The sequence below is a fragment of the Thiomonas sp. 13-64-67 genome, assembly GCF_002282795.1.
Classification (GTDB): domain Bacteria; phylum Pseudomonadota; class Gammaproteobacteria; order Burkholderiales; family Burkholderiaceae_C; genus Thiomonas; species Thiomonas arsenitoxydans.
This window is the reverse complement of sequence record NZ_NCKP01000015.1, coordinates 1-22,379: the sequence shown is the minus strand read 5'-3', so window position 1 is coordinate 22,379 and position 22,379 is coordinate 1. Positions and strand designations below refer to the sequence as shown.

23 protein-coding genes are annotated in these 22,379 nt (G+C 62.2%); 19 read left to right on the top strand and 4 right to left on the bottom strand.

Translation table 11 applies throughout. The features are described 5' to 3' along the window. Positions 1–30: 30 nt before the first annotated feature. From frr to B7X30_RS05875, 13 genes are all read left to right on the top strand, one after another. Complete coding sequence (frr, locus tag B7X30_RS05935) at positions 31–591, top strand: ribosome recycling factor (RefSeq protein WP_286729809.1); 561 nt, start codon at positions 31–33, stop codon at positions 589–591. Positions 592–657: 66 nt separating this feature from the next. Beyond that, positions 658–1,395, top strand: a complete 738-nt coding sequence (uppS, locus tag B7X30_RS05930; protein ID WP_286729808.1) for a polyprenyl diphosphate synthase — start codon at positions 658–660, stop codon at positions 1,393–1,395. A 24-nt stretch (positions 1,396–1,419) separates the two neighbouring features. After that, positions 1,420–2,262, top strand: a complete 843-nt coding sequence (locus B7X30_RS05925) for a phosphatidate cytidylyltransferase (protein ID WP_276709405.1) — start codon at positions 1,420–1,422, stop codon at positions 2,260–2,262. After that, complete coding sequence (ispC, locus tag B7X30_RS05920) at positions 2,259–3,464, top strand: 1-deoxy-D-xylulose-5-phosphate reductoisomerase (RefSeq protein WP_286729805.1); 1,206 nt, start codon at positions 2,259–2,261, stop codon at positions 3,462–3,464. The genes B7X30_RS05925 and ispC overlap by 4 nt, the downstream gene beginning before the upstream one ends. A 9-nt stretch (positions 3,465–3,473) precedes the next feature. Continuing rightward, on the top strand, positions 3,474–4,838 hold the full coding sequence (rseP, locus tag B7X30_RS05915; RefSeq protein WP_286729803.1) for an RIP metalloprotease RseP: 1,365 nt from the start codon (positions 3,474–3,476) through the stop codon (positions 4,836–4,838). Then, on the top strand, positions 4,838–7,141 hold the full coding sequence (gene bamA / locus B7X30_RS05910) for an outer membrane protein assembly factor BamA (RefSeq protein ID WP_414718220.1): 2,304 nt from the start codon (positions 4,838–4,840) through the stop codon (positions 7,139–7,141). The genes rseP and bamA overlap by 1 nt, the downstream gene beginning before the upstream one ends. Before the next feature lie 96 nt (positions 7,142–7,237). Continuing rightward, a complete protein-coding gene (locus B7X30_RS05905) occupies positions 7,238–7,723 on the top strand; it encodes an OmpH/Skp family outer membrane protein (RefSeq protein WP_156055315.1) in 486 nt (161 codons plus the stop codon). Between the two features lie 32 nt (positions 7,724–7,755). Beyond that, complete coding sequence (lpxD, locus tag B7X30_RS05900) at positions 7,756–8,823, top strand: UDP-3-O-(3-hydroxymyristoyl)glucosamine N-acyltransferase (protein WP_286729801.1); 1,068 nt, start codon at positions 7,756–7,758, stop codon at positions 8,821–8,823. Further along, positions 8,820–9,269, top strand: a complete 450-nt coding sequence (gene fabZ, locus B7X30_RS05895) for a 3-hydroxyacyl-ACP dehydratase FabZ (protein WP_013106379.1) — start codon at positions 8,820–8,822, stop codon at positions 9,267–9,269. Before lpxD ends, fabZ begins: the two co-directional genes overlap by 4 nt. A gap of 8 nt (positions 9,270–9,277) precedes the next feature. After that, a complete protein-coding gene (lpxA, locus tag B7X30_RS05890) occupies positions 9,278–10,069 on the top strand; it encodes an acyl-ACP--UDP-N-acetylglucosamine O-acyltransferase (protein WP_286729798.1) in 792 nt (263 codons plus the stop codon). A gap of 4 nt (positions 10,070–10,073) precedes the next feature. Beyond that, the gene (gene lpxB / locus B7X30_RS05885) at positions 10,074–11,225 is read left to right on the top strand and encodes a lipid-A-disaccharide synthase (RefSeq protein WP_286729797.1); all 1,152 of its coding nucleotides are present in this window, start codon (positions 10,074–10,076) and stop codon (positions 11,223–11,225) included. Next, positions 11,222–11,866, top strand: a complete 645-nt coding sequence (gene rnhB, locus B7X30_RS05880) for a ribonuclease HII (protein ID WP_286729795.1) — start codon at positions 11,222–11,224, stop codon at positions 11,864–11,866. The genes lpxB and rnhB overlap by 4 nt, the downstream gene beginning before the upstream one ends. Then, entirely contained in the window at positions 11,863–12,651 is a 789-nt protein-coding gene (locus B7X30_RS05875; RefSeq protein ID WP_013106375.1) for a TrmH family RNA methyltransferase, read from the top strand. The genes rnhB and B7X30_RS05875 overlap by 4 nt, the downstream gene beginning before the upstream one ends. 3 nt (positions 12,652–12,654) lie before the next feature. Here B7X30_RS05875 and B7X30_RS05870 read toward each other — a convergent pair whose 3' ends face one another. Both B7X30_RS05870 and ppsR read right to left on the bottom strand, forming a co-directional pair. Continuing rightward, entirely contained in the window at positions 12,655–13,713 is a 1,059-nt protein-coding gene (locus B7X30_RS05870) for a DegV family protein (protein WP_286729793.1), read from the bottom strand. Between the two features lie 12 nt (positions 13,714–13,725). Continuing rightward, positions 13,726–14,544: a posphoenolpyruvate synthetase regulatory kinase/phosphorylase PpsR gene (ppsR, locus tag B7X30_RS05865; RefSeq protein WP_013106373.1), complete on the bottom strand. Its 819-nt coding sequence runs from the start codon at positions 14,542–14,544 to the stop codon at positions 13,726–13,728. A 140-nt stretch (positions 14,545–14,684) separates the two neighbouring features. Between ppsR and ppsA the strand changes: the two genes are divergently transcribed. The 6 genes from ppsA (at position 14,685) to dnaB (ending at position 20,165) form a co-directional block, all read left to right on the top strand. After that, positions 14,685–17,072 carry a phosphoenolpyruvate synthase gene (gene ppsA, locus B7X30_RS05860; protein WP_286729790.1) on the top strand — a complete coding sequence of 796 codons (2,388 nt, stop codon included), beginning with the start codon at positions 14,685–14,687 and terminating at the stop codon, positions 17,070–17,072. Between the two features lie 157 nt (positions 17,073–17,229). Further along, complete coding sequence (gene rpsF / locus B7X30_RS05855) at positions 17,230–17,592, top strand: 30S ribosomal protein S6 (protein ID WP_013106371.1); 363 nt, start codon at positions 17,230–17,232, stop codon at positions 17,590–17,592. Beyond that, positions 17,589–17,906 (top strand): primosomal replication protein N, encoded by a 318-nt coding sequence (gene priB / locus B7X30_RS05850; RefSeq protein WP_286985907.1) that lies wholly within the window; start codon positions 17,589–17,591, stop codon positions 17,904–17,906. The genes rpsF and priB overlap by 4 nt, the downstream gene beginning before the upstream one ends. Positions 17,907–17,909: 3 nt before the next feature. Further along, positions 17,910–18,200: a 30S ribosomal protein S18 gene (gene rpsR / locus B7X30_RS05845; RefSeq protein ID WP_013123685.1), complete on the top strand. Its 291-nt coding sequence runs from the start codon at positions 17,910–17,912 to the stop codon at positions 18,198–18,200. A gap of 15 nt (positions 18,201–18,215) precedes the next feature. Then, positions 18,216–18,668 carry a 50S ribosomal protein L9 gene (gene rplI, locus B7X30_RS05840; protein ID WP_276709475.1) on the top strand — a complete coding sequence of 151 codons (453 nt, stop codon included), beginning with the start codon at positions 18,216–18,218 and terminating at the stop codon, positions 18,666–18,668. Positions 18,669–18,806: 138 nt separating this feature from the next. Next, on the top strand, positions 18,807–20,165 hold the full coding sequence (gene dnaB / locus B7X30_RS05835) for a replicative DNA helicase (RefSeq protein ID WP_041608999.1): 1,359 nt from the start codon (positions 18,807–18,809) through the stop codon (positions 20,163–20,165). A 23-nt stretch (positions 20,166–20,188) separates the two neighbouring features. Here dnaB and B7X30_RS05830 read toward each other — a convergent pair whose 3' ends face one another. Then, positions 20,189–21,865, bottom strand: a complete 1,677-nt coding sequence (locus B7X30_RS05830; protein ID WP_286729779.1) for a PhoH family protein — start codon at positions 21,863–21,865, stop codon at positions 20,189–20,191. A gap of 258 nt (positions 21,866–22,123) precedes the next feature. After that, positions 22,124–22,379: peroxiredoxin (locus B7X30_RS05825; protein ID WP_286729777.1), on the bottom strand; the 256-nt coding region annotated here is incomplete at its 5' end.

Below are 22,379 nucleotides of genomic sequence, written 5' to 3'. Positions count from 1 at the left end.
TTTTTTCCCGATCTGTTTTTGGAGTACATCATGGGAATCGCAGAGATCAAGAAAAACACCGAAGAAAAAATGCACAAGTCGATCGAGTCGCTCAAGCTCGATCTGGCCAAGGTGCGTACCGGACGCGCGCATACCGGCTTGCTCGACCATGTGATGGTGGATTACTACGGCACCATGATGGCGATCAATCAGGTGGCGAACCTGAATCTGGTCGATGCCCGCACCATCAGCGTGCAGCCGTGGGAAAAGAAAATGGTTCAGGCCGTCGAAAAGGCGATTCGTGAGTCCGATCTGGGTCTGAATCCCCAGACGCAGGGCGACATCATTCGCGTGCCCATGCCTGCGCTGACCGAAGAGCGCCGTCGCGATCTGGTCAAGGTCATCAAGCAAGAAGGCGAGGGGGCCAAGGTGGCCGTGCGCAATTTGCGCCGCGATGCGAACCAAAGCCTCAAAGACCTCGTCAAAGCCAAAGAAATCTCCGAAGACGACGAGCGCCGCGCGCAGGACGAGGTGCAGAAAATCACCGACCGCTGCATTGCCGAGATCGACAAACAACTGGCGCAAAAAGAAGCGGAGATCATGGCGGTCTGACGGGAGCCAGCGGATTGTTCCGCTGCTCTGATCGGCGTTCCAAGCTGTGTTTCTCATATTGATGGCATGAGCAAGAAAACCATCGCCAAGCGCGACCCCTCCACGCTGCCACGCCATGTGGCGGTGGTCATGGATGGCAACGGACGCTGGGCGCAGCGAAGGTTCTTGCCGCGTTCCTCGGGGCATAAATTCGGTGTTGACGCGCTGAAAAAAATCGTGCGTCACTGTGCGGAGATCGGTGTGAAGCACCTCACGGTGTTCGCGTTTTCTTCTGAAAACTGGGCGCGGCCGGCAGAGGAGGTGCAGACCTTGATGGACCTGTTCGTCAAGGCGCTACAGCGCGAGTCTGCGGAACTGGCCAGACAAGGCGTGCAGTTGCATGTGGTGGGCGATCTGTCGGCCTTTTCTGCCGAGATGCGCGCGCTCATCGACCAGTCCGAGGCGTTGACCCGCCAAAATGACACGCTCGTGCTCAACGTGGCGCTCAACTATGGCGGGCGTTGGGACGTGACGCAGGCGGCACAAGCCCTTTTTGCCGCGCAGGAGGCCCCCACGCAGCAAGCGCTGGCGCGGCATCTGGCCCTGTCGCACTCGCCCGACCCGGATCTGCTGATCCGCACCGGGGGCGAGCATCGCATCAGCAATTTCCTGCTCTGGCAACTGGCCTACACCGAGCTCTATTTCAGCGATATTCTCTGGCCCGACTTCAATGCCGAAGCCTTTGACGCAGCGCTGGCCGATTTTGCCAGCCGCCAGCGTCGTTTCGGTGGCGTTCCCGAGGCCAAATCGCCCGCCGCGGCCTGAGGCGGCGAGCGGCGCATCTGCATCATGTTGCGACAGCGCGTCCTGACCGCCCTGGTGTTGATGGCACTTTTGCTGCCTACCTTGTTCTGGCGCGATCCCCTGCCATTTGCGCTATTGGCGCTGGCGTTTTGTGCTGTGGGCATGGGCGAGTGGGCGCGGCTGGCTGGCTATCAAGGCTTTAGCGCGTTGTCTTTCTGGGCTTTGCTCTGGGCGGCGATTGCGGCGGCTTTGCTCTGGCTACTGCAACAGCAGGCCTGGCAGATGGCTTCAGCCTGGCGCTGGTTCTGGCTGGCCTGCAGCATGGCATGGTTGCTCGCGTTGGGGCTGAGTCTGCCGAAGGCCCGCCTGCCCGCGGCGCTGCGTCATCCTTTGGCGCTCACTCTATTGGGCTTTTTGCTGTTGCAGGCCGCTTGGCTGGCGCTGGTCCAACTACGCGTGCAGGGCGCGCTTTTCATGCTGTCTTTGCTGGCGCTGGTTTGGGTGGCGGATATTGCGGCGTACTTTGGCGGCAGGGCCTGGGGGCGCAGCAAACTCGCGCCGTCGATCAGCCCTGGCAAGACCCGTGCCGGGGCCTGGACGGCTCTGATCGCCACGCTGTTCTACGCTGCAGTCTGCGCGAGTCTGGCGCCGATATACCCCAATTATTTTTCGCGACTCAACACGCAGTTCGGCGGATTCGGGCTCGCGATTCTGGTCGTCGTGCTGCTGGCGTTTGCCATTGCGGGCGACCTGTTCGAGTCCCTGCTCAAACGCGCGGCGGGGCTGAAAGACAGCGGTAAGTTGCTGCCGGGACATGGCGGCGTGCTGGACCGCATCGACGCGCTCTTGCCCGTGTTGCCCCTGGCCTTGCTGCTGCTGGCGCTATGAAATCGGTCACCATTCTCGGCTCTACCGGCTCGATCGGCGCCAATACGCTGGCCGTGCTGGCGCTGCACCCAGAGCAGTTTCGGGTGTTTGCCCTGGCAGCCCACAGCAATGCCGACAAACTGTTTGCGCAGTGTCTTGAATTTCGTCCGAACTACGCCGTGCTCGGCAGTGCGCAGGCGGCCAGCAGCCTGCAGCAACGTTTGCGCGCCGAGCATTGCCCGACGGAAGTATTGAGCGGCCCCCGGGCGCTCGACGACGTGGCGGCCGCGCCCGAAGTCGATCTGGTCATGGCCGCCATCGTGGGCGCCGCCGGTCTGTCGGCCAGTCTCGCAGCGGCCCGTGCCGGCAAACGGCTGCTGCTGGCCAATAAAGAGTCGCTGGTCGTCGCCGGCGATCTACTGTTGCAGGCCTTGGCGCAAGGAGGCGGCGATCTCATTCCCATCGACAGCGAACACAGCGCCATTCAGCAAAGTCTGCCCGATGATCGCAGCCGCTGGCAGGCGGACGTGCGCAATATCGTGCTGACCGCTTCGGGCGGGCCGTTTCGCCAGCGTGCCGCGCACACCTTGCAGGCGGTCACGCCGACGGAGGCCTGTGCCCACCCGAACTGGAGCATGGGCGCGAAGATCTCGGTCGATTCCGCCACCATGATGAACAAGGCGCTGGAGGTCATCGAGGCGCACTATCTGTTCGGCATGCGGCCCGAACAGATCGAGGTGCTGATCCATCCCCAGAGCATCGTGCATTCGATGGTCAACTATCACGACGGCTCGGTGATTGCCCAACTCGGGCAGCCCGATATGCGCACCCCTATCGCCTACGGCCTGTCCTATCCCGCCCGCATGGCCTCGGGCGCGCCGTGGCTCGACCTGGCGCGCGTGGGACGGCTCGATTTCGAACAACCCGATCCCCAGCGGTTCCCGGGCCTGGCCTTGGCCTTCGAGGCTCTGCGCATGCCGGTGGGCGCCTGCGCCGTGCTCAATGCCGCCAACGAAGTGGCCGTGGACGCCTTCCTTCATCAGCGCATCCGGTTTACCGATATTCACCGGATCAATGCGGATTTGCTGGCAAGTGCACAATGCGCGGGCTGTGATTCCCTGGAGGCCCTGGCTGAACTAGACGTCCATACGCGACTCCAAGCGCAACAGCGCGTCGCGCAACTCTCTCCCTCCGGGCGGGGCGGCGCGGCGCTACTGGCCTGACGCGAAACCATGAACCTGCTCATCACCCTGCTGGCGTTTGCCTTTGCACTCGGCGTGCTCATCACCATCCACGAGTTCGGTCACTACCGTGTGGCCGTGGCGTGCGGCGTCAAGGTGCTGCGGTTTTCCATCGGCTTCGGCAGACCCTTGCTGCGCTGGACGCGAGGCGCCGACAAAACTGAATTCACCCTGGCCTGGATTCCGCTCGGCGGCTATGTGAAGATGCTCGACGAACGCGAGGGCGAAGTGGCCGAGGCCGAACTGCCGCGTGCGTTCAACCGACAAAGTCTGTCCAAGCGCGCGGCCATCGTTGCAGCAGGGCCAGCGGCCAATCTATTGCTCGCTACCCTGCTGTTTGCCGTGGTGGCGTTCGCTGGCGTGCGCGAGCCGGTTGCCATACTGGGCGCGCCGCCGGTTCATTCGCCCGCTGCCGCAGCGGGAGTGCAGGGCGGTGAGCGTGTCTTGGCGGTCGTGCATGACGGCTCGCAGGAAGCCGTGCAGAGTTGGACGGGGCTGCGCTGGACGCTGCTGAACGCTGCGATGAACGGCGATCGCCTCGCGCTCGTTGTCGAACGAAAAACGGACAGCCCGACGCAACAAATTGCTCTCGATTTTTCTTCGAGCATGCGAGCGGCGGAGAGCACCGGGTTTCTCACCAGCTACGGCTTGCATCTGCAGAGCCCGCCGGCCGAGATTCGGGAAGTGGTCGCAGGTGGCCCGGCGCAGCGCAGCGGCCTGCTTGCCGGCGACCGGATCGTCGCAGTGGACGGCAAACCCATCGTCTCGGCAGACGCCCTGATGCGCTCCATTCAAACATCGGGTGGCAAGCCGATGCAGCTTGAGGTGCGTCGCGATGGCCGTACTTTCCAAACCCAGTTGCAGGCGAAACCGGTGCAGGTCAATGGCCAGTCAGTCTGGCGCATCGAGGCCATGCTGGGCGGCGAAATTCCCACAGTGAAAATCGAGCGCAATCCGCTGCAGGCCTTGCAGGACGGCGTACAGCGCACCTGGGATCTTTCGGCCCTGACCCTCAAGACCCTCGGGCGCATGGTGATCGGCCAGGCTTCGCTGCAAAACTTGAGCGGCCCGGTCACGATTGCCGATTACGCGGGTAAAAGCGCCGAGCTGGGCTGGATGGCGTATCTCAGCTTTCTGGCCGTGGTCAGCGTCAGCCTGGGTGTGCTCAATCTGCTGCCTTTGCCCATTCTGGACGGAGGGCATCTCCTGTATTATGCGTACGAGGGATTGACCCGTCGCAGCGTTTCGCAACGCTGGCAAGAAAGGCTGCAGCAAGGCGGTCTCGCGGTCATCGCCATGATGATGGCCATCGCCCTCTACAACGATCTGGTTCGCTTGCTCGGCCAGATGCACTAATCCAGCTCGAGGTCAATTTGAGGTTTTCTCCCGCACTTCGTTGTGCGACGGCGGTTGTGATCGCTGTTGCAGGCGTGCAAGCACACGCAGCTGAATCGTTCACCATCAAGGACATCCGGGTTGACGGTCTGCAAAGAACCGAACCCGGTACCGTGTTCAGCTATCTGCCGTTTCGGGTCGGTGAAACCTACACGCCCGAGGGTGGGGCGGCGGCCATTCGGGCCTTGTTCGCCACCGGGCTGTTCAAGAACGTTCGTATCGAAACCGACAACGATGTGGTGACCCTCATCGTCGAGGAGCGTCCGACGATTGCCGGGGTCGAGTTCGCCGGAACCAAGGAGTTCGACAAAAAGGCCTTGACGACGGCGCTCGCCTCCGTGGGGCTTGCCGAGGCCCGGCCTTACGACCAAGCGTTGATCGATCAGGCCGTGCAGGAACTCAAGCAGCAATATCTGGCCAAGGGCTTCTACGGCACCGAGGTGAATGTCACGACCACGCCGCTGCCGCGCAACCGGGTGAACGTGTTGTTCACCGTAGTCGAAGGGCAGATTGCCAAGATTCGTTCCATCCGCGTCGTGGGCAACAAGGTGTTCGGCGAAGGCACGTTGCTGGGCTTGTTTACCCTCAGCACGCCGGGTTGGCTGAGCTGGTACACCAAGGACGATCAGTATTCCAAGGCCAAGCTCAATACCGATCTGGAGACCCTGCGTTCCTACTACCAAGACCGGGGCTATCTCGATTTTCGCATCGACTCTACGCAGGTGGCTCTGTCGCCCGATAAAGACGGCATCTATATCACCGTCAACGTGCACGAGGGGCCGAAGTACACCGTGTCGGGCTACCAACTCGCGGGTAACTATCTCGGGCAGGACGATGAATTCCGCGCACTGGTCAAACTCAAGCCGGGCGAGACTTACAGTGCGCAGGCGCTCAACGAGAGCGTCAAGGCCATCACCAATCAGTTCGGCGTGTATGGCTATGCCTTCGCCCGGGTCGAGGCCAAACCGGTGATCGATCGTCAGACGGATCAGGTTTCCTTCACCATCACCGCCGATCCGGGTAAGCGCATCTATGTGCGCCGCATCGATATCGCGGGCAACACCCGCACGCGCGACGAAGTGATTCGCCGTGAATTCCGGCAATTCGAAGACTCCTGGTACGACTCCGACCGCATCAAACTCTCGCGCGACCGGGTGGATCGTCTGGGTTACTTCAAGGGAGTCACGCTGCAGCCGCGTGAAGTGCCGGGCACCAACGATCAGGTCGATCTCGACATGAACGTGGAGGAGAAACCTACGGGCAGTCTGTCTCTGGGCGTGGGCTTTTCGAGTGCGGACAAACTGTCGTTCAACGCCGGCATCAGCCAAGACAATATTTTTGGCAGCGGCAACAACCTCGCGGTCGACTTCAACACGTCGAGCTACTACCGCACGCTGTCGGTGTCGAGCACCAATCCGTACTTCACCGAAGACGGCATCAGCCGCACGGTGAATGCGTATTACCGCACCATCCAGCCATACACCAGCCAGGGTAGCAATTACAAGATCGTCACCCCGGGGTTCAACCTTCAGTTCGGCATTCCGTTCACCGAAGAAGACCGGGTGTTTTTCGGCGCCGGTTATGAGCGCTACACCCTGGACCTCTCTCCGGGTGCGCCGGCCTCCTACATCGCCTATGTCAACCAGTTCGGCAAGACATCCAGCGGCATTCCGCTGACCATCGGCTGGCAGCGCGACAGCCGCAACAGCGCCCTGGTGCCCACCGATGGCCGCTATCAGCGCCTGAGCTTCGAGATCAGTCCGTTCAGCACCCTGCGCTACGACCGCATCACCTATCAATACCAGCAGTATCTGCCGCTTACGCGAACCACCAATCTCGCGTTCAACGGTTTGATTGGTTATGCCCACGGTTTGAACGGCCGCCCCTTGCCGGTGTTCAAGAATTTGTACGCCGGCGGTATCGGCACCGTGCGTGGCTTCCAGCAAAGTTCGCTGGGCCCGCAAGATGCTCAGGGCAATGCGCTGGGCGGGGCCAAAATGCTGATTGCCGATTTCGAGTATCAGTTTCCTTTCCCCGGCACCGGCGCGGACAAATCGCTTCGCATGTCGGTGTTCAATGACAACGGCTATGTGTGGGGCGAGAACCAGAAAGTCAGCCTGAGCGATATGCGCTCGTCCATTGGTATCGGCGTGTCCTGGATTTCACCCATTGGCCCGTTGAAGTTCAGCGTGGCCAAGGCGGTTCGCTACAAGTCCACCGATAAACTCCAGAGTTTCCAGTTCACGGTTGGCGCCGGTTTCTAACCTCATACGATTTCCATGAAATTCCACACCCCATCTCTATCTCGCACTCTTCTGGCCGCGGTTTGTGCCACCGCGTTTTTGATCAGCACGCCTGTCATGGCGCAGACGGCAGCGCCCGCGGCTGGTACGGCGGCCAACGCACCCTTCAAGATCGGCTTCATCAACACCGAACGGGTGCTGAAAGATTCAACCCTGGCCAAGGCGGCCCAGCAGAAGCTGGAGGCCGAGTTTTCCAAGCGCGATAAGGATCTGCAGGACATGGCGGCCAAGATCAAGGCGGCCAACGAGAGCCTGGAAAAGAACGGTCCGGTCATGTCGGATGCAGATCGCATCAAGGCGCAGCAGAATCTCGTGGACATGAACCGCGAATTCCAGCGCAAGCAGCGTGAGTTTTCCGAAGACCTCAATGCCCGCCGCAACGAAGCGCTGGCCTCGGTGCTCGACAAGGCCAACAAGGTCGTGCGCGACATCGCCCTGAAAGATCACTACGACATCATTTTCCAGGAAGCGGTGTACGTCAATCCGCGCATCGACATCACCGACAAGGTGCTCAAAGCGCTGGATGCTCAGTCGGGCAAGTGAGCCAGTCGGCTGTGTCGACGCCTGGCATCTCTATGGATGGCCTCACGCTTGAGCAGATTGCGGCCCGGCTTGGCGGCGAACTCATCGGAAACGGGCAAGCGGTCGTTCAGCGCCTGCGGCCTATCGGCTCGGCCACTGAAACCGACATCACCTTCCTGAACCGGGACAAGCTGCGCCCGCAACTGGCCGAGACCGCGGCCGGTGCGGTCATCCTGCCCGAGTCGCTTCGCGGTGCGTTGCCGCGCTCGGGCAATGCGATTGTCGCCCGCGATCCTTATTTGTATTACGCACACCTGTCGCAGTGGTTCTGGGCCTTGCGGCAGCCGCCGTTTGAGCCGGGGTGTCATGCCACCGCGCAGATCGATCCTGCGGCTCAGGTTTCTCCCGCTGCACGGGTGGACGCCTTTGCGGTCATCGAGGCGGGTGCGCAAATTGGGGAAGCGGCGCATATCGGGGCAGGCTGCTTCGTGGGTCGCGATGCCGTGATCGGCGCCGGCTCGGTGCTTCATCCGCGCAGTAGCGTGGCCTGGGGGTGTCGACTCGGAGCGCGTTGCGTATTGCAGTCGGGCGCGGTGGTCGGCAGCGATGGCTTTGGTTATGCGCGGGATGCCAGCGGCGCCGGAGTGAAGATCGCCCAGGTCGGCATTGCCGTGTTGGAAGACGATGTAGAGGTGGGAGCGAACAGCACCATCGACCGCGGTGCGCTCGACAATACCGAAATCGGCTTGGGCGTGAAAATCGACAATCTGGTACAGATTGCTCACAACGTGCGCATCGGCGCGCATACCGCGCTGGCGGGTTGCGTGGGCATATCGGGCAGTGCGGAGATCGGCGCCTACTGCTTTATCGGCGGAGGGGTCGGCATTGCGGGACACTTGAGCATTGCCGATGGCGTGGTCATCGGCGGCATGTCGCTGGTCTCGCGCTCCGTGCGTCAGCCGGGTATGTACACCGGCGCTTTCCCGCTGGATACCCATGCCAACTGGGAGCGCAATGCGGCGACCGTGCGCCAGTTGCATCAACTGCGAGACCGCATCCGCCGTTTGGAACAACATATAGAACAACACACCGAGTCTTTGAAAACAGAACCATCGACATGACGACCACGCAAGACATCACGCAAATCCTTGAACTGCTTCCGCATCGTTACCCCATGCTGCTCGTCGATCGCGTGGTCGAGCAAGTGAACGGCAAGTACATCAAGGCCTACAAGAACATCACTTTCAACGAGCCGTTTTTCACCGGTCATTTCCCGCAGAAGCCCATCATGCCCGGTGTGCTCATTCTTGAGGCGCTGGCGCAGGCTTCGGGCATTCTGGCGTTTGGTTCGGTGGGAAAAACACCGGCGCAGGGGTCGCTGTATTACTTGGTGGGTATCGACAATGCGCGCTTCAAACAGCCCGTTATTCCGGGCGATAGGCTCGATCTGTACGTCGAGATGACGCGCAATATGCGGGGCATCTACAAGTTCACGGCGGAGGCTTCGGTCGAGGGCCGCGTGGTCGCGCAGGCCGAATTGATGTGCACCGAGCGCAGCGTGCCCTGAAGGCCAGCATGCCCAAGATTCATTCCACGGCGCAGGTCGATCCGGGCGCGGAAATCGCCGACGATGTCGAGATCGGCCCCTACGCCCTGGTCGGCCCCAAGGTGCGCATCGGTGCGGGCACGCGCGTGGGCGCGCATGTCATCATCGAAGGGCGAACCCGCATTGGCGCCGACAACCGGCTGCATCCGTTCAGCGTGATCGGCGGCGAGCCACAGGACAAGAAATACAAAGGTGAAGATACGGCGCTGGAGATCGGCGACCGCAATGTGATCCGCGAATACTGCACCCTGCACATCGGCACGGTACAAGATGGCGGCATCACCCGGGTCGGAGACGACAACTGGATCATGGCCTATGTGCATATCGCGCACGACTGCCAGGTGGGCCACCACACCATCTTTGCCAACAATGCGCAGCTGGCCGGCCATGTTCATGTGGGCGATTGGGCCGTGCTGGGCGGCTATACCGGCGTGCATCAGTTCGTGCGCATCGGTGCCCATGTGATGACCGGTATCAGCTCGGTCATTCTGCAGGACGTGCCGCCCTATACCCTGGTGGCGGGCAATCCAGCCAAACCGCACGGCATCAATGCCGAAGGGCTGAGGCGCAGAGGCTATTCGCCCGATCAGATCGCCGCGCTGCGCGCCGCCTACCGTGTGCTGTATCGGCGGGGGTTGTCGCTGGAGCAGGCACGCACCGCCCTGGCCGATCTGCTGGCCGAGCGGCCGCAGTCGGCCGAGGCGCTCGGCGTGCTGCAGGCGTTCCTGGCTGAGGCTGGGCGTGGCATCGTCCGGCCCTGAGCGGATGATGACCGCCCGTGCTTCGGCGACATTGGCCTTCGTCGCTGGTGAGGCTTCCGGCGATCTGCTGGCCGGGCATTTGCTCAGGGCCCTGCACGACCGGGCGCCTGGTCTAAGCAGCGTGGGCATCGGCGGGCCGCGCATGCAGGCCGCGGGTTTCGATGCCTGGTGGCCCAGCGAACGGCTCGCGGTGAATGGCTATGCCGACGTGCTGGCGCGCCTGCCCGAACTGCTGCTGATGCGCCGGCGTTTGCGCGGGTGCCTTCTGGCCGAACCGCCGGCGGTGTTCGTCGGGGTGGACGCGCCGGATTTCAATTTGCAGTTGGAACGTCGCCTGCGGCAGGCGGGTATACCGGTTGCGCATCTGGTGAGCCCGTCCATCTGGGCGTGGCGGCGCGAGCGCATCGAACTGATTCGCCAGGCTGTGGATCACATGCTCTGCATTTTTCCCTTCGAGCCCGCGCTCTATGCCGATACGGGCGTGAAGGCGACTTACATCGGCCACCCCCTGGCCGAGGTCATTCCCCTGGAGCCCGACCGCGAGGCGGCGTGCCGGGCGCTGGCTCTGCCCGCAGACGCCCGCTGTCTGGCCGTGTTGCCAGGGAGTCGTCGAGCCGAGGTGAAGCATCTCATCGCGCCGTTTTTGGCCGCCGCCGCTCTGCTGGTGCAGCGTGGCCAGATGTCACGGGTGGTTGTGCCGATTGCTCATGCGGGCCTGCGACCCATGGTGTTGCAGGCGGCGGCCGCTCATCCCGACCTTCCCTTGCACCTGATCGACGGTCAGTCGCACACCGTTCTCGCCGCCTGCCATCTCGCCCTGGTCGCCAGTGGCACTGCCACGCTGGAATGTGCCTTGTTCAAGCGGCCCATGGTGATCGGCTATCGCATGTCGGCGCTCTCTTACCGCATGATGTCGGGCCGGGGTTATCTGCCCGATGTCGGGCTGCCCAACATCCTCGCAGGCAAACGACTGGTGCCCGAGCTGTTGCAGCACGATTGCACCCCGCTGGCCCTGGCCGATGCGGCCAGCGACTTGCTGGAGCACCCGGCGCAATTGCAGCACCTGCAAGACCGCTTCGCCGATATGCACCTGAGTTTGCGGCGAGATACGGCCGCGCTGGCCTCGCAGGCCATTCTCGACATGATTCCGGCATGACGCAGACCGCCTTATTCGCCTTAGAAGACGGGGCTCCTGTTGCCCTGATTGCCGGCTGCGACGAAGTCGGGCGCGGGCCTTGGGCGGGACCGGTGGTAGCCGCGGCCGTGGTGCTCGATCCCGCCCATCCCATTGCCGGGCTGGCCGACTCCAAGCTGCTCAGCGCTCGCCGTCGCGAGGAACTCGATGCGCAAATCCGAGCACACAGCCTGGCTTGGAGCATCGCCGAGAGCTCGGTCGAAGAAATCGATCAGCGCAATATTCTGCAAGCCACGCTGCTGGCCATGCAGCGCGCCGTGGCGGTGCTTCCCTGCAAGATCGATCTATTGCTCGTCGATGGCAATCAGACGCCCCAGGTGGCCATGCCCTGTCGTGCCATCGTGGGTGGCGATGCGGCAGAGCCTGCGATCAGCGCGGCTTCCATCATCGCCAAGGTGTACCGCGATCGCCTGATGGCCGAGTTGGCGCAGCGCTACCCGGGCTATGGTTTCGAGCGCCACAGCGGCTACGGCACGGCGGCGCACCGCGCGGCATTGCTTACACTGGGGCCCTGCGCCGAACACCGCCGCAGCTTTGCCCCTATCCGCCGCCTGTTGGCTCAGTCTATTCGCCCTCCCACGTTGAAGGACGTCGTGTCGTGAAGCGTATTACCTCGGCTGAAAACCCGCTGATCAAAACCCTGCGCAGCCTGTCCACCGAACCGGGCGCGGTGCGCAAGCTCGGCCAGGTCTGGCTCGAAGGCATTCATCTCATCGAGGCCGCGCTCGCCGCTGGCCATGCCGCCGAGCCGCTGATCACCACCGATACAGGCCTGCTCGACCCGGAAATCGCGGCGCTGGTCGAGCGCGTCGGCACCACACAGACAGTGGTCTTGCATCAGGCCCTGTTCAACTGGATCACTGCGGTGGAGAACGGCCCGCCGGTGGGCATGCTGATCGCCCGTCCCAAGTCGTCCAAGCCCCGTCCGGGCAGTGCGCTCATCCTCGACCGGGTGCAGGACGCCGGCAATGTGGGCACCATGCTGCGCACCGCCGCGGCGTCGGGCTGCGGCGCGGTGTATCTGCTGCGGGGTTGCGCCGGGGTGTGGTCGCCCAAAGTGTTGCGCTCAGCCATGGGCGCGCACTTCGTCATTCCGGTATTCGAAGATCCGCCCTGGGAGCAGGTGCTCAACATCGTGCCGCGCCCGATCTATGCCACGCACATGCAGGCTGACACGGTGTTGTACGAACTCGATTTGAAGGAACCCGTGACCTGGATCTTCGGCAACGAAGGGCAGGGGATTTCAGATGCGCTGGTCGCCAAGTGTTCCGCGCTGGTGCGCATTCCCCAGGCTGATGGCGTGGAGTCGCTCAACGTCGCCGCGTCGGCGGCGATCTGCCTCTACGAGGGCGTGCGGCAGTCTCAGTTCAGCAAGACGCTGAGCTAGGTTTTAGCCCGCGGGCTTGCGCAGCAACGCCAGCGACAGCGACTGGGCCGAGGCCCAGACCCGGCCACCCAGACTCATGTGGGTGACGTGGAGCTTGACTTCATTTTCGGCGGCCATTTTTTTCAGCGCCTGCATTTCGGGCCAGTCGCGCAATTCGCGAATGCTGCCATCGAAGCTGAGCTGAATCACCGGGGCGGCAAGAGCGTTTGTCCAGATGGCTTGCGCCGCCGCGTCGATCACCCGCGACGCTGCCGATTTCCATTTGCTCGTCCGCGCTTCCAGACCGAACTCCCCGGCTTTGCAACTCAGCACCGGATAGCGGTGCATGATTTGCGTCAGGCGCGTGCTGCAGGCCTGCACCCAGGGAGACAGATCGGGATGCTCAAGCCGCCCCAGCGTGAAGGCGACATCGGCGGGATGGCCCGGCGCCAGCCACACCTCGGTCTGGTCGGCCAGCGTTTGGGCAAGCCGCCGCAGACCCGGGATATCGCCCATGCGCATCTCGGGAGAGTTCAGCAGCAGGCGCGCCTGCAGGGCCGGGCCGCTTAGCAGCGAACGGGTGTTGATCACCTCCAGGGCATAGTCGGGCCGGAGGTGACGTTCGCGGCGCAGGTGGGTGATTTCGTCCTGATGATCTTTGAACATCTGCTCCACGCTGCGGCTGGCCTCCACCAGGGCCGGGTGGGTGGCGAGCAGCAGCAGCCGGTCGAAATTGAGCGCCAGATGCGGATGCATGCGGTAGCTCAGCGCCTCGACGGATGGCGCGCTGACCTCGGCGCTGCGGATGCGCTCGTGGCTGAGCTGGCGCGATACGGTGCGGACTTCTGCCGTCCCTTTGTCCAGCAGCGTTCGGCCCGGCCACTGGATGGTCAGCGGCAGAATGCGCACCCGCCGGTCCGCCGCCATCGTGCCCGACAGATCGGTGCCCGCATCGACCATCAACCCAGTGAGCGGAATCTGCGCCCGGTCGGGGTCGATGGGCAACGCTTCCTCGCGCTCGGGAATTTTTTGTTGGGTCGAGGCGAATCCCAGTAGATAGGCGTTTTTATCGTCGTCGTGCATGGCGGGTAGCGCTCAATATTCCAGCCGATCCGGGCGGATCTGCTGCAGGATGGTGGTGGCGATCTCTTCGATGGACTTGTGCGTGGACGACAACCAGCGGATGCCCTCGCGCCGCATGAGTTTTTCCGCCTCACTCACTTCATAACGGCAGTTGTCGAGCGCCGCGTAACGGCTGTTGGGCCGCCGCTCGGTGCGGATTTCGCTCAGACGCTCGGGCGTGATCGACAGCCCGAACAGTTTGTGCCGCAAACCGTTCAGCCCGTCGGGCAGGCGCATGCGCTCGAAATCGTCGGGAATGAGCGGATAGTTCGCCGCCCTCACGCCATGCTGCATGGCGAGATAGAGCGAAGTGGGTGTTTTGCCGCAACGCGACACGCCCACCAGAATGACTTCGGCCTCGGTCAGATTGCGGGTGGACTGGCCGTCATCGTGCATGAGCGAAAAATTGATCGCGTCGATGCGGTTGTGATACTGCGGGCTGTAGGCGGCATCGGAAAATCGCCCGATGCGATGGTTGGATTTGGCCCCGAACGCCACTTCGAGCGGTTGCACGAAGCTGTTGAACATGTCGAGCACCAGCGCGCGTGCGCCCTGAATGATGTCGAGCACGTCCGGGTGCACCAGGGTGACGAACACAATCGGCGGCTTGCCCTCGGCGCGTTCGACCTCGTTGATGCGCTCGACCGCATGCACCGCTTTCTCCACCGTGTCGACAAACGGCAGGCGAATGCGGTGGGGCTGCACGTCGAATTGCGCCAGAACAGAGTTGCCGAAGGTCTCGGCAGCGATTCCGGTGCCGTCCGAGACGAAAAAGACCGAGCGGTTAGGCATGTGTCAGCGTTCAAAACCTAGAATGAGCCGCATTGTCAGTGTGACTTGCGAAGACGGCGATACCCACTCGAACAAGACCTGTCATTTTCGCCACAGACCACGCCGAGCCCAGTTTTTTCATTCTATGAAGGACTTTCATCATGACCCAGCAAAACACCGCCCACAGCGGCAATGAGCTCATTTTGCAGCTCGATGATGTGCGAATGAGCGACATCGATCAGGTCGGCGGCAAGAATGCGTCGCTTGGAGAAATGATCAGCCAGCTCTCCGGCAGCGGGGTTCGGGTTCCAGGCGGGTTCGCCACCACGGCGCACGCCTTCCGGCAATTCCTGCGTGCCGGGGGACTGGGGGAGCGCATCGAGACGATGCTCAAAGAGTTGGACGCCGACGATGTGCGCGCCCTGGAGCGCTGCGGCGCGCAGATCCGCCAGTGGGTGATCGAAACGCCGTTCCCGGCCGATCTGGAGCAGGCCATCCGCAGTGCCTATGCCGATCTCACTGCGGGCAATCCAGAGGCTTCGTTCGCGGTGCGGTCTTCAGCCACGGCGGAAGATTTGCCCGACGCTTCATTCGCCGGACAGCAGGAAAGTTATCTGAACGTGAGCGGCATCGACGCGGTGCTGGAAAAAATCAAGCACGTCTTTGCTTCGCTTTACAACGACCGCGCGATTTCCTACCGGGTGCACAAGGGCTTTGTGCACAGCGATGTGGCGCTATCGGCCGGTGTGCAGCGTATGGTGCGAAGTGACAAGGCGGTGTCCGGCGTGATGTTCACGCTCGATACGGAATCCGGCTTTCCGGATGTGGTGTTCATCACCGCGTCCTACGGACTGGGCGAGACGGTGGTGCAGGGCGCGGTGAATCCGGACGAGTTCTATGTATTCAAGCCGACCCTGAAGGCGGGCAAGGAGGCGGTGATCCGCCGCAATCTTGGCTCCAAACTGATCCGCATGGAGTTCGCACCCGCGGGTTCGCCGCATCTGGTGCAGACGGTCGATACCCCGTCCGAACTGCGCAACCGCTACTGCCTGACTGACGCCGAGGCGCAGGAGCTGGCGCGCTTTGCCATGACCATCGAGGCGCATTACCAGCGTCCGATGGACATCGAGTGGGGCAAGGACGGCATCGACGGCCACCTCTACATCCTGCAGGCTCGCCCCGAGACGGTGAAGTCCAACGGACACACGCGTACCGAACAGCGCTACACCCTGAAGGGCAAGGGTGCCGTGCTGGTCACGGGTCGTGCCATCGGCCAGAAAATCGGCGCCGGGCCGGTGCGGGTGGTGCATTCCATCACCGATATGCACCTCGTCCAGGCGGGTGATGTGCTGGTTACCGACATGACCGACCCGAACTGGGAGCCGGTGATGAAAAAGGCCGCGGCCATCGTCACCAACCGCGGGGGACGCACCTGCCACGCCGCCATCATCGCCCGTGAACTCGGCATTCCCGCCGTGGTCGGCTGCGGGCATGCGACCGACGTGCTCAAGGACGACATGCTGGTCACGGTGTCCTGCGCGCAGGGCGATACCGGCCAGATCTACGACGGTCTGCTCGAAACCGAAGTGACCGAAGTCGCCCGCGGCGCCATGCCCGAGGTGCCGACGAAGATCATGATGAACGTGGGCAATCCCACCCTGGCCTTCGATTTTTCGCAGGTGCCCAATCAGGGCGTGGGTCTGGCTCGTTTGGAGTTCATCATCAACAACAATATCGGCGTGCATCCCCGCGCGGTGCTGGAGTATCCGAATATCGACTCCGACCTGAAAAAGGCGGTGGAGAGCGTGGCGCGTGGCCATGTCAGCCCGCGTGCGTTTTATGTGGACAAGCTGGCCGAAGGAATCGCCACCATAGCCGCGGCGTTCTATCCCAAGCCCGTCATCGTGCGCTTGTCTGACTTCAAGTCCAACGAGTACAAAAAGCTCATCGGCGGCTCGCGCTATGAGCCGGACGAAGAAAACCCCATGCTGGGTTTCCGCGGGGCTTCGCGTTATGTCTCACCCGACTTTGCGCAGAGTTTCGAGATGGAGTGCGTCGCCCTCAAACGGGTGCGCGAACAGATGGGGTTGGACAACGTCGAGATCATGGTGCCCTTCGTTCGCACACTGGGCGAAGCAGAGGGCGTTATCAATCTGCTGGGCCGTCACGGCCTCAAGCGCGGAGAAAACGGCCTGCGCATCATCATGATGTGCGAAGTGCCGTCGAACGCCGTGCTGGCCAAGGAGTTCCTGCAATATTTCGATGGCTTCTCCATCGGCTCCAACGACCTGACCCAGCTCACCCTAGGGCTGGACCGTGACTCCGGCTTGGTGGCGCAGGCTTTCGACGAACGCGATCCGGCGGTGAAGGTGCTGCTGGCGCAGGCCATTGCCGCCTGCCGAGCCGAGGGCAAGTATGTGGGCATCTGCGGTCAGGGGCCGTCCGATCACCCCGATCTGGCGCAATGGCTGATGGAGCAGGGCATCTCGTCGATCTCCCTCAATCCCGACACCGTGATTGCCACCTGGCAACAGTTGGCGAAACATTGAGAGCCTCGAAGACGATTCGTCTATAATGCTTGGTTCCTTGCCGCACCGGTTGTGCCGGAATTGACGCTTTTGCGCTCCGGGCGGCTTCTATCCACAAGGACAGCGCGTAGGCCTCACCCTAAGGGGGCTGCGCCCTGCCGCATTTGAAGGAATCTGCATGCGTCACTATGAGATTGTGTTGATTTTCCACCCGGATCAAAGCGAGCAAGTGCCCGCGATGATCGAGCGCTACAAAAGCGCCGTGACCGCCAAGGCGGGCCAGATCCACCGGGTTGAAGACTGGGGCCGCCGCCAACTGGCCTATCCCATTCAGAAGCTTGCCAAGGCGCATTACGCCTGCATGAATATCGAGTGCGACCTGGAAACCCTGCGCGAACTCGAGCACAGCTTCAAGTTCAACGATGCCGTGCTGCGCAGCCTGGTGATCAAGACGGACAAGGCCGAAACCGCGCCTTCCATCATGATGAAGCAGGTCGAGCGCGACGAGGCTCGCAAGGCCCAACAGGAGCAAACAGCCTGAAAAATGGCCTGAATAGCGGCCAGATCAATCGGCTCGAACTTCAGGGTATTTTGGCCGAGCGGGGCGAACTCCGCTACACGCCGGCCGGAATCGAAGCGCTGGATTTTGTATTGCAGCATCAATCGACCCAGTTCGAGGCGGACATGCCTTGCGAAGTGCAGCTTCAGATCGGCTGTGTCGGGTTTGGAAAGATTGCTCACGAAATGCATCGTCTCAGTCCTGGAGTCCTGTTGCAAGTTTCCGGTTTTCTGCGTGCATCGCGTCGCGGCTCGCGCCAGATGAAGTTGCACGTCACACAATACATTGAGGTTTAAATCATGGCACCACCACGCAAATTCGACAAAAAAAACGACCCGAAGCGCGCTCGTCGCAACCAGCAGTCTTCGCTGTTCAAGCGCAAGCGCTTCTGCCGCTTCACCGTCGCCAAGGTTGAGAGAATCGACTACAAGGATGTCGATGTGCTCAAGGACCTGATCGCGGAAAACGCTCGCATCATTCCCGCCCGCCTGACCGGCACCAGCGCGCACTACCAGCGCCAGCTCAACACCGCCATCAAGCGCGCGCGCTTTCTGGCGCTGTTGCCCTACACCGACCTGCACAAGGGCTAATCCGGGGACGACATCATGCAAATCATTCTTCTCGAAAAAGTTCTGAACGTCGGCAATCTGGGTGACGTGGTCAAGGTCAAGGACGGCTACGCCCGCAACTTCCTGATCCCCAAGAAAATGGCGCGCCGTGCCACGGCCGCAGCCCTGGCGGAGTTCGAGGCGCGTCGCGCCGAGATGGAAAAGCTGGCCGCTGAAAAGCTGATGCAGGCGCAAGCCGCCGGTGAGAAGCTAGGTGGCCTGGTCATCACCCTGGTGCAGAAAGCCGGTGTGGATGGCCGCTTGTTCGGCTCCGTGACCCACGGCGACGTGGCCGAAGCCCTGGCCAAGCAAGGCATTGAAGTGAGCAAGTCGCAGGTTCGCTTCCCGGCGGGTCACGTCAAGACCACCGGTGAGCATCCGGTATCGATCGCCCTGCATACCGATGTCGTTACCGACATCACCCTGCAGGTCAAAGCCGAAGCGATGTAATCGCGGGGTTTTCGCGCTGGACACAAGGGCCGCGAATGCGGCCCTTGTTGTCTCTGCTTCGTTTCTGGTTTGTGCCGCCGCGTGCGGCACAATGCCAAGTCGCTTTTTATTTTTGGATGGCATTTGCCGCCCACCGCCATGCAAGACCAAGCCCTAGACGCCATTCGCACGCCGCCGCATTCCATCGAGGCAGAGCAGTCGGTGCTGGGCGGGCTGTTGCTCGACAACCAGGCATTCGACAAGGTGGCCGATCTGCTGGTGGCGGCGCAGTTTTACCGGTTCGAGCACCGGGCGATTTTCCAGGCCATCGCCGACCTGATCAATCTGAGCAAACCGGCTGACGTGATCACCGTGCTGGAGGCGCTGCAATCCATCGGCAAGCACGAGGAATGCGGCGGGCTGCCCTACCTGAATTCGCTGGCGCAGTGCGTGCCCAGCGCTGCGAACATTCGCCGATATGCCGAGATCGTGCGCGAGCGCGCGGTGCTGCGCCAACTGGTGACCATCAGCGACGAGATTGCACAGAACGCGCTCAACCCGCAAGGGCGGGGCGTGCAGCAGATTCTCGACGAGGCCGAGTCGCGTATTTTCGCCATCTCGGAGGAGGGGGCCAAGTCGGCCGCGGGCTTCCAGTCGATGAAGGGCCTGCTGGGTGAGTTGCTCAAGCGGGTGAGCGAGTTGGCCGAGCGCGGCGGCGCCGATACCACTGGGGTGCCCACGGGTTTTGCCGATCTGGACCGGATGACCGCGGGTTTGCAGCCTGGTGATCTGGTCATCGTTGCCGGCCGTCCTTCCATGGGCAAGACGGCGTTTTCGCTGAACATTGCCGAACATGTGGCGATTAATGAGCAACTGCCGGTGGCGGTGTTCAGTATGGAAATGGGCGCTTCGCAGTTGGTGTTGCGCGTGGTGGGTTCGATGGGGCGGATCGACCAGAGCCATCTGCGTACCGGCCAACTCTCCGAGGACGAGTGGACGCGTCTGCCCGAAACCATCGAACGCTTGCAAGACGTGCACATGCACATCGATGAAACCCCGGCGCTCAATCCGCTGGAACTGCGGGCACGTTCGCGACGTCTGGCCCGTCAGTTCGGCGGGCGGCTGGGCTTGATCGTGGTCGATTACCTGCAGCTCATGTCGTCGTCGCGAGACGGCGAGAACCGCGCCACTGAAATCTCCGAGATTTCACGCTCGCTCAAGGCTCTGGCCAAGGAACTGCATTGCCCGGTGATTGCCCTGTCCCAGCTCAATCGCGACCTCGAAAAGCGCACCGACAAACGACCGGTGATGAGCGATCTGCGTGAATCGGGCGCCATCGAGCAGGATGCCGACGTGATCCTGTTCATCTACCGCGACGAGGTCTACAACAAAGACTCGAAAGACGCCGGGGTGGCAGAAGTCATTATTGGCAAACAGCGTAACGGGCCGATCGGCGTGGTGCATCTCGCCTTCCTCAAGCCGCTGACGCGGTTTGAAAACCTGACGCGCGAATTCTGATCGCGCGCCAGTTTCTCCCGCGCTTACAGCACTTCGCTGGCGTAGTCGGCCAGACGGCTGCGCTCGCCTCTGGCCAGAGTGACGTGACCACTGTGGCCCCAGCCCTTGAAACGATCCACCACAAAAGTCATGCCTGAGCTGCCTTCGGTGAGGTAGGGCGTATCGATCTGCGCGATATTGCCCATGCACACCAGCTTGGTGCCGGGGCCCGCGCGGGTGATGAGGGTTTTCATCTGCTTGGGCGTGAGGTTCTGGGCCTCGTCGATGATGACGTATTTGTTGAGAAACGTGCGGCCCCGCATGAAATTCATGCTCTTGATCTTGATCTTGGAGCGGATGAGATCTTGCGTGGCGGCCCGGCCCCACTCGCCGCCAGAGTTGCCCCCTTCGCTCTGATTGAGCACTTCGAGGTTGTCGTCGAGCGCGCCCATCCAAGGGCCCATTTTTTCTTCTTCGGTGCCTGGTAGGTAGCCGATGTCTTCGCCCACGGGAACGGTCACGCGGGTTACGATGATTTCGTTGTACCGCCGGGCGTCCAGCACCTGAGACAGGCCCGCGGCCAGCGCGAGCAGGGTCTTGCCGGTACCGGCCTGTCCCGCCAGGGTGACGAAGTCCACATCCGGGTCCATCAGCAGGTTGAGGGCGAAGTTCTGTTCGCGGTTGCGCGCCGTGACGCCCCAGATGGCGTTTTTCTGGTGCGTATGGTCGCGCATGACCTGCAGCACGGCGGTGTTCGCGCGGATTTCCTTCACCCGCGCGTAGAGCGGCGGGGCGCTGCCGCTCTCCCAATAAACCGCCTGATTGACCAGCATCTGTGCGACGAACTTGCCCTGCACCCGGTAAAAGGTGTTGCCGCCCTGCTGCCAGCTTTCCACCGACTTGGCCTGCCGATCCCAAAAATCGGGCGGTAGCACCATCATGCCGGTGTAGAGCAGATCGGCGTCGTCGAGCGTCTTGTCGTTGGCGTAATCCTCGGCATGCAGCCCCAGGGCGCGGGCTTTCACGCGCATATTGATGTCCTTGGACACCAGCACCACAGGCCGCTCGGTATGAATGTGCGTGAGATCCTGCAGCACCGCCAGGATCTGGTTGTCCGCCTTGCCCTGAGGCAGTGCGATGGGCAGTTCGACATCGTGCGCGCGGGTCTGGAAGAACAGGCGTCCCTTGGCCTCCGCATGGCCGGTGCGATTCAGCGCGATACCCTGGTCGATGCCGCTGCCGGTATCGGCCACCAAAGCATCGAGCTCACGGCTGACCTGGCGGCCATTGCGCGCCACTTCCGACAGGCCCTTTTTGTGCGCGTCCAGTTCTTCCAGCGTGACCATTGGCAGATAGATGTCGTGCTCTTCAAAGCGGTAGAGCGACATCGGGTCGTGCAGCAGCACATTGGTGTCGAGGACGAACAGCTTGGCGGGTTGCTGGGCAATGGGTGCCCGCTTGGGCTGCACCGCCTTCTGGGCGGAACGATCCGCCGCAGCGGGGGCGGCCTCACGCGGTATCGGCTGGCGTGTTTGGCGCGTGGATGCCGCGGGCTGCGTCGCCGCCGACGCAACTGCGACAGTCGGCGCGGTCTCCTGAGGTATTGGGCGGGCCTTGTCGAGCGCCGTGGTTTTTCGCGAAGCGGAGGGCGTCTGTGTGGTCGACGGAGCAGCTTGGGTCAGCAGGCTGCCCATGGACTTGGGTGGGGGAGGCAGGGGCATGAGGCGTATGGATAGTCTTGCAGACGTGGGAAGGGGATGGAGTAGGAGATGCTGATTCAGGGGCGGCTGGACCAGCAAACCGCAACAAAAAAACCGCTGACCATCGCGAGACGGTACAGCGGCTTTCACATGGTTGGCCACCTCAGGATGAGATCTGCGCCTGCTGTCGATGCAGAGCATGCGCAACCCGCGATGAGTGCCCAGGGTGCTGCGGAGTCTGAGGTTCAAAACAAAGCGCCGCGTTGGGGTGATTGGGGCTCAGAGTTTCTGGATGACGTCGAGTACTTCGTCAACGTGCCCCGCGACTTTGATCCCGCGCCATTCCTGCCGCAGGACGCCATCAGCATCGATGACGAAGGTGCTGCGCTCGATGCCCTTGACCTTCTTGCCGTACATGATCTTGTTCTTCACCACGCCGAACATGTGGCAGAGCTTTTCTTCCGTATCAGCGATCAGGTCGAACGGCAGTTCGAGGTGCTCCTTGAACTTTTCGTGCGACAGCAGGTTGTCGCGC

What these genes read in the sequence shown, in the direction of transcription:
- frr (WP_286729809.1), top strand. Translation starts at nt 31, where the DNA reads ATGGGAATCGCAGAGATCAAGAAAAACACCGAAGAAAAAATGCACAAG.
- uppS (WP_286729808.1), top strand. Translation starts at nt 658, where the DNA reads ATGAGCAAGAAAACCATCGCCAAGCGCGACCCCTCCACGCTGCCACGC.
- B7X30_RS05925 (WP_276709405.1), top strand. Translation starts at nt 1,420, where the DNA reads ATGTTGCGACAGCGCGTCCTGACCGCCCTGGTGTTGATGGCACTTTTG.
- ispC (WP_286729805.1), top strand. Translation starts at nt 2,259, where the DNA reads ATGAAATCGGTCACCATTCTCGGCTCTACCGGCTCGATCGGCGCCAAT.
- rseP (WP_286729803.1), top strand. Translation starts at nt 3,474, where the DNA reads ATGAACCTGCTCATCACCCTGCTGGCGTTTGCCTTTGCACTCGGCGTG.
- B7X30_RS05905 (WP_156055315.1), top strand. Translation starts at nt 7,238, where the DNA reads ATGGCGCAGACGGCAGCGCCCGCGGCTGGTACGGCGGCCAACGCACCC.
- lpxD (WP_286729801.1), top strand. Translation starts at nt 7,756, where the DNA reads ATGGATGGCCTCACGCTTGAGCAGATTGCGGCCCGGCTTGGCGGCGAA.
- fabZ (WP_013106379.1), top strand. Translation starts at nt 8,820, where the DNA reads ATGACGACCACGCAAGACATCACGCAAATCCTTGAACTGCTTCCGCAT.
- lpxA (WP_286729798.1), top strand. Translation starts at nt 9,278, where the DNA reads ATGCCCAAGATTCATTCCACGGCGCAGGTCGATCCGGGCGCGGAAATC.
- lpxB (WP_286729797.1), top strand. Translation starts at nt 10,074, where the DNA reads ATGATGACCGCCCGTGCTTCGGCGACATTGGCCTTCGTCGCTGGTGAG.
- rnhB (WP_286729795.1), top strand. Translation starts at nt 11,222, where the DNA reads ATGACGCAGACCGCCTTATTCGCCTTAGAAGACGGGGCTCCTGTTGCC.
- B7X30_RS05870 (WP_286729793.1), bottom strand. Translation starts at nt 13,713, where the DNA reads ATGCACGACGACGATAAAAACGCCTATCTACTGGGATTCGCCTCGACC.
- ppsR (WP_013106373.1), bottom strand. Translation starts at nt 14,544, where the DNA reads ATGCCTAACCGCTCGGTCTTTTTCGTCTCGGACGGCACCGGAATCGCT.
- ppsA (WP_286729790.1), top strand. Translation starts at nt 14,685, where the DNA reads ATGACCCAGCAAAACACCGCCCACAGCGGCAATGAGCTCATTTTGCAG.
- rpsF (WP_013106371.1), top strand. Translation starts at nt 17,230, where the DNA reads ATGCGTCACTATGAGATTGTGTTGATTTTCCACCCGGATCAAAGCGAG.
- rpsR (WP_013123685.1), top strand. Translation starts at nt 17,910, where the DNA reads ATGGCACCACCACGCAAATTCGACAAAAAAAACGACCCGAAGCGCGCT.
- rplI (WP_276709475.1), top strand. Translation starts at nt 18,216, where the DNA reads ATGCAAATCATTCTTCTCGAAAAAGTTCTGAACGTCGGCAATCTGGGT.
- dnaB (WP_041608999.1), top strand. Translation starts at nt 18,807, where the DNA reads ATGCAAGACCAAGCCCTAGACGCCATTCGCACGCCGCCGCATTCCATC.
- B7X30_RS05830 (WP_286729779.1), bottom strand. Translation starts at nt 21,865, where the DNA reads ATGCCCCTGCCTCCCCCACCCAAGTCCATGGGCAGCCTGCTGACCCAA.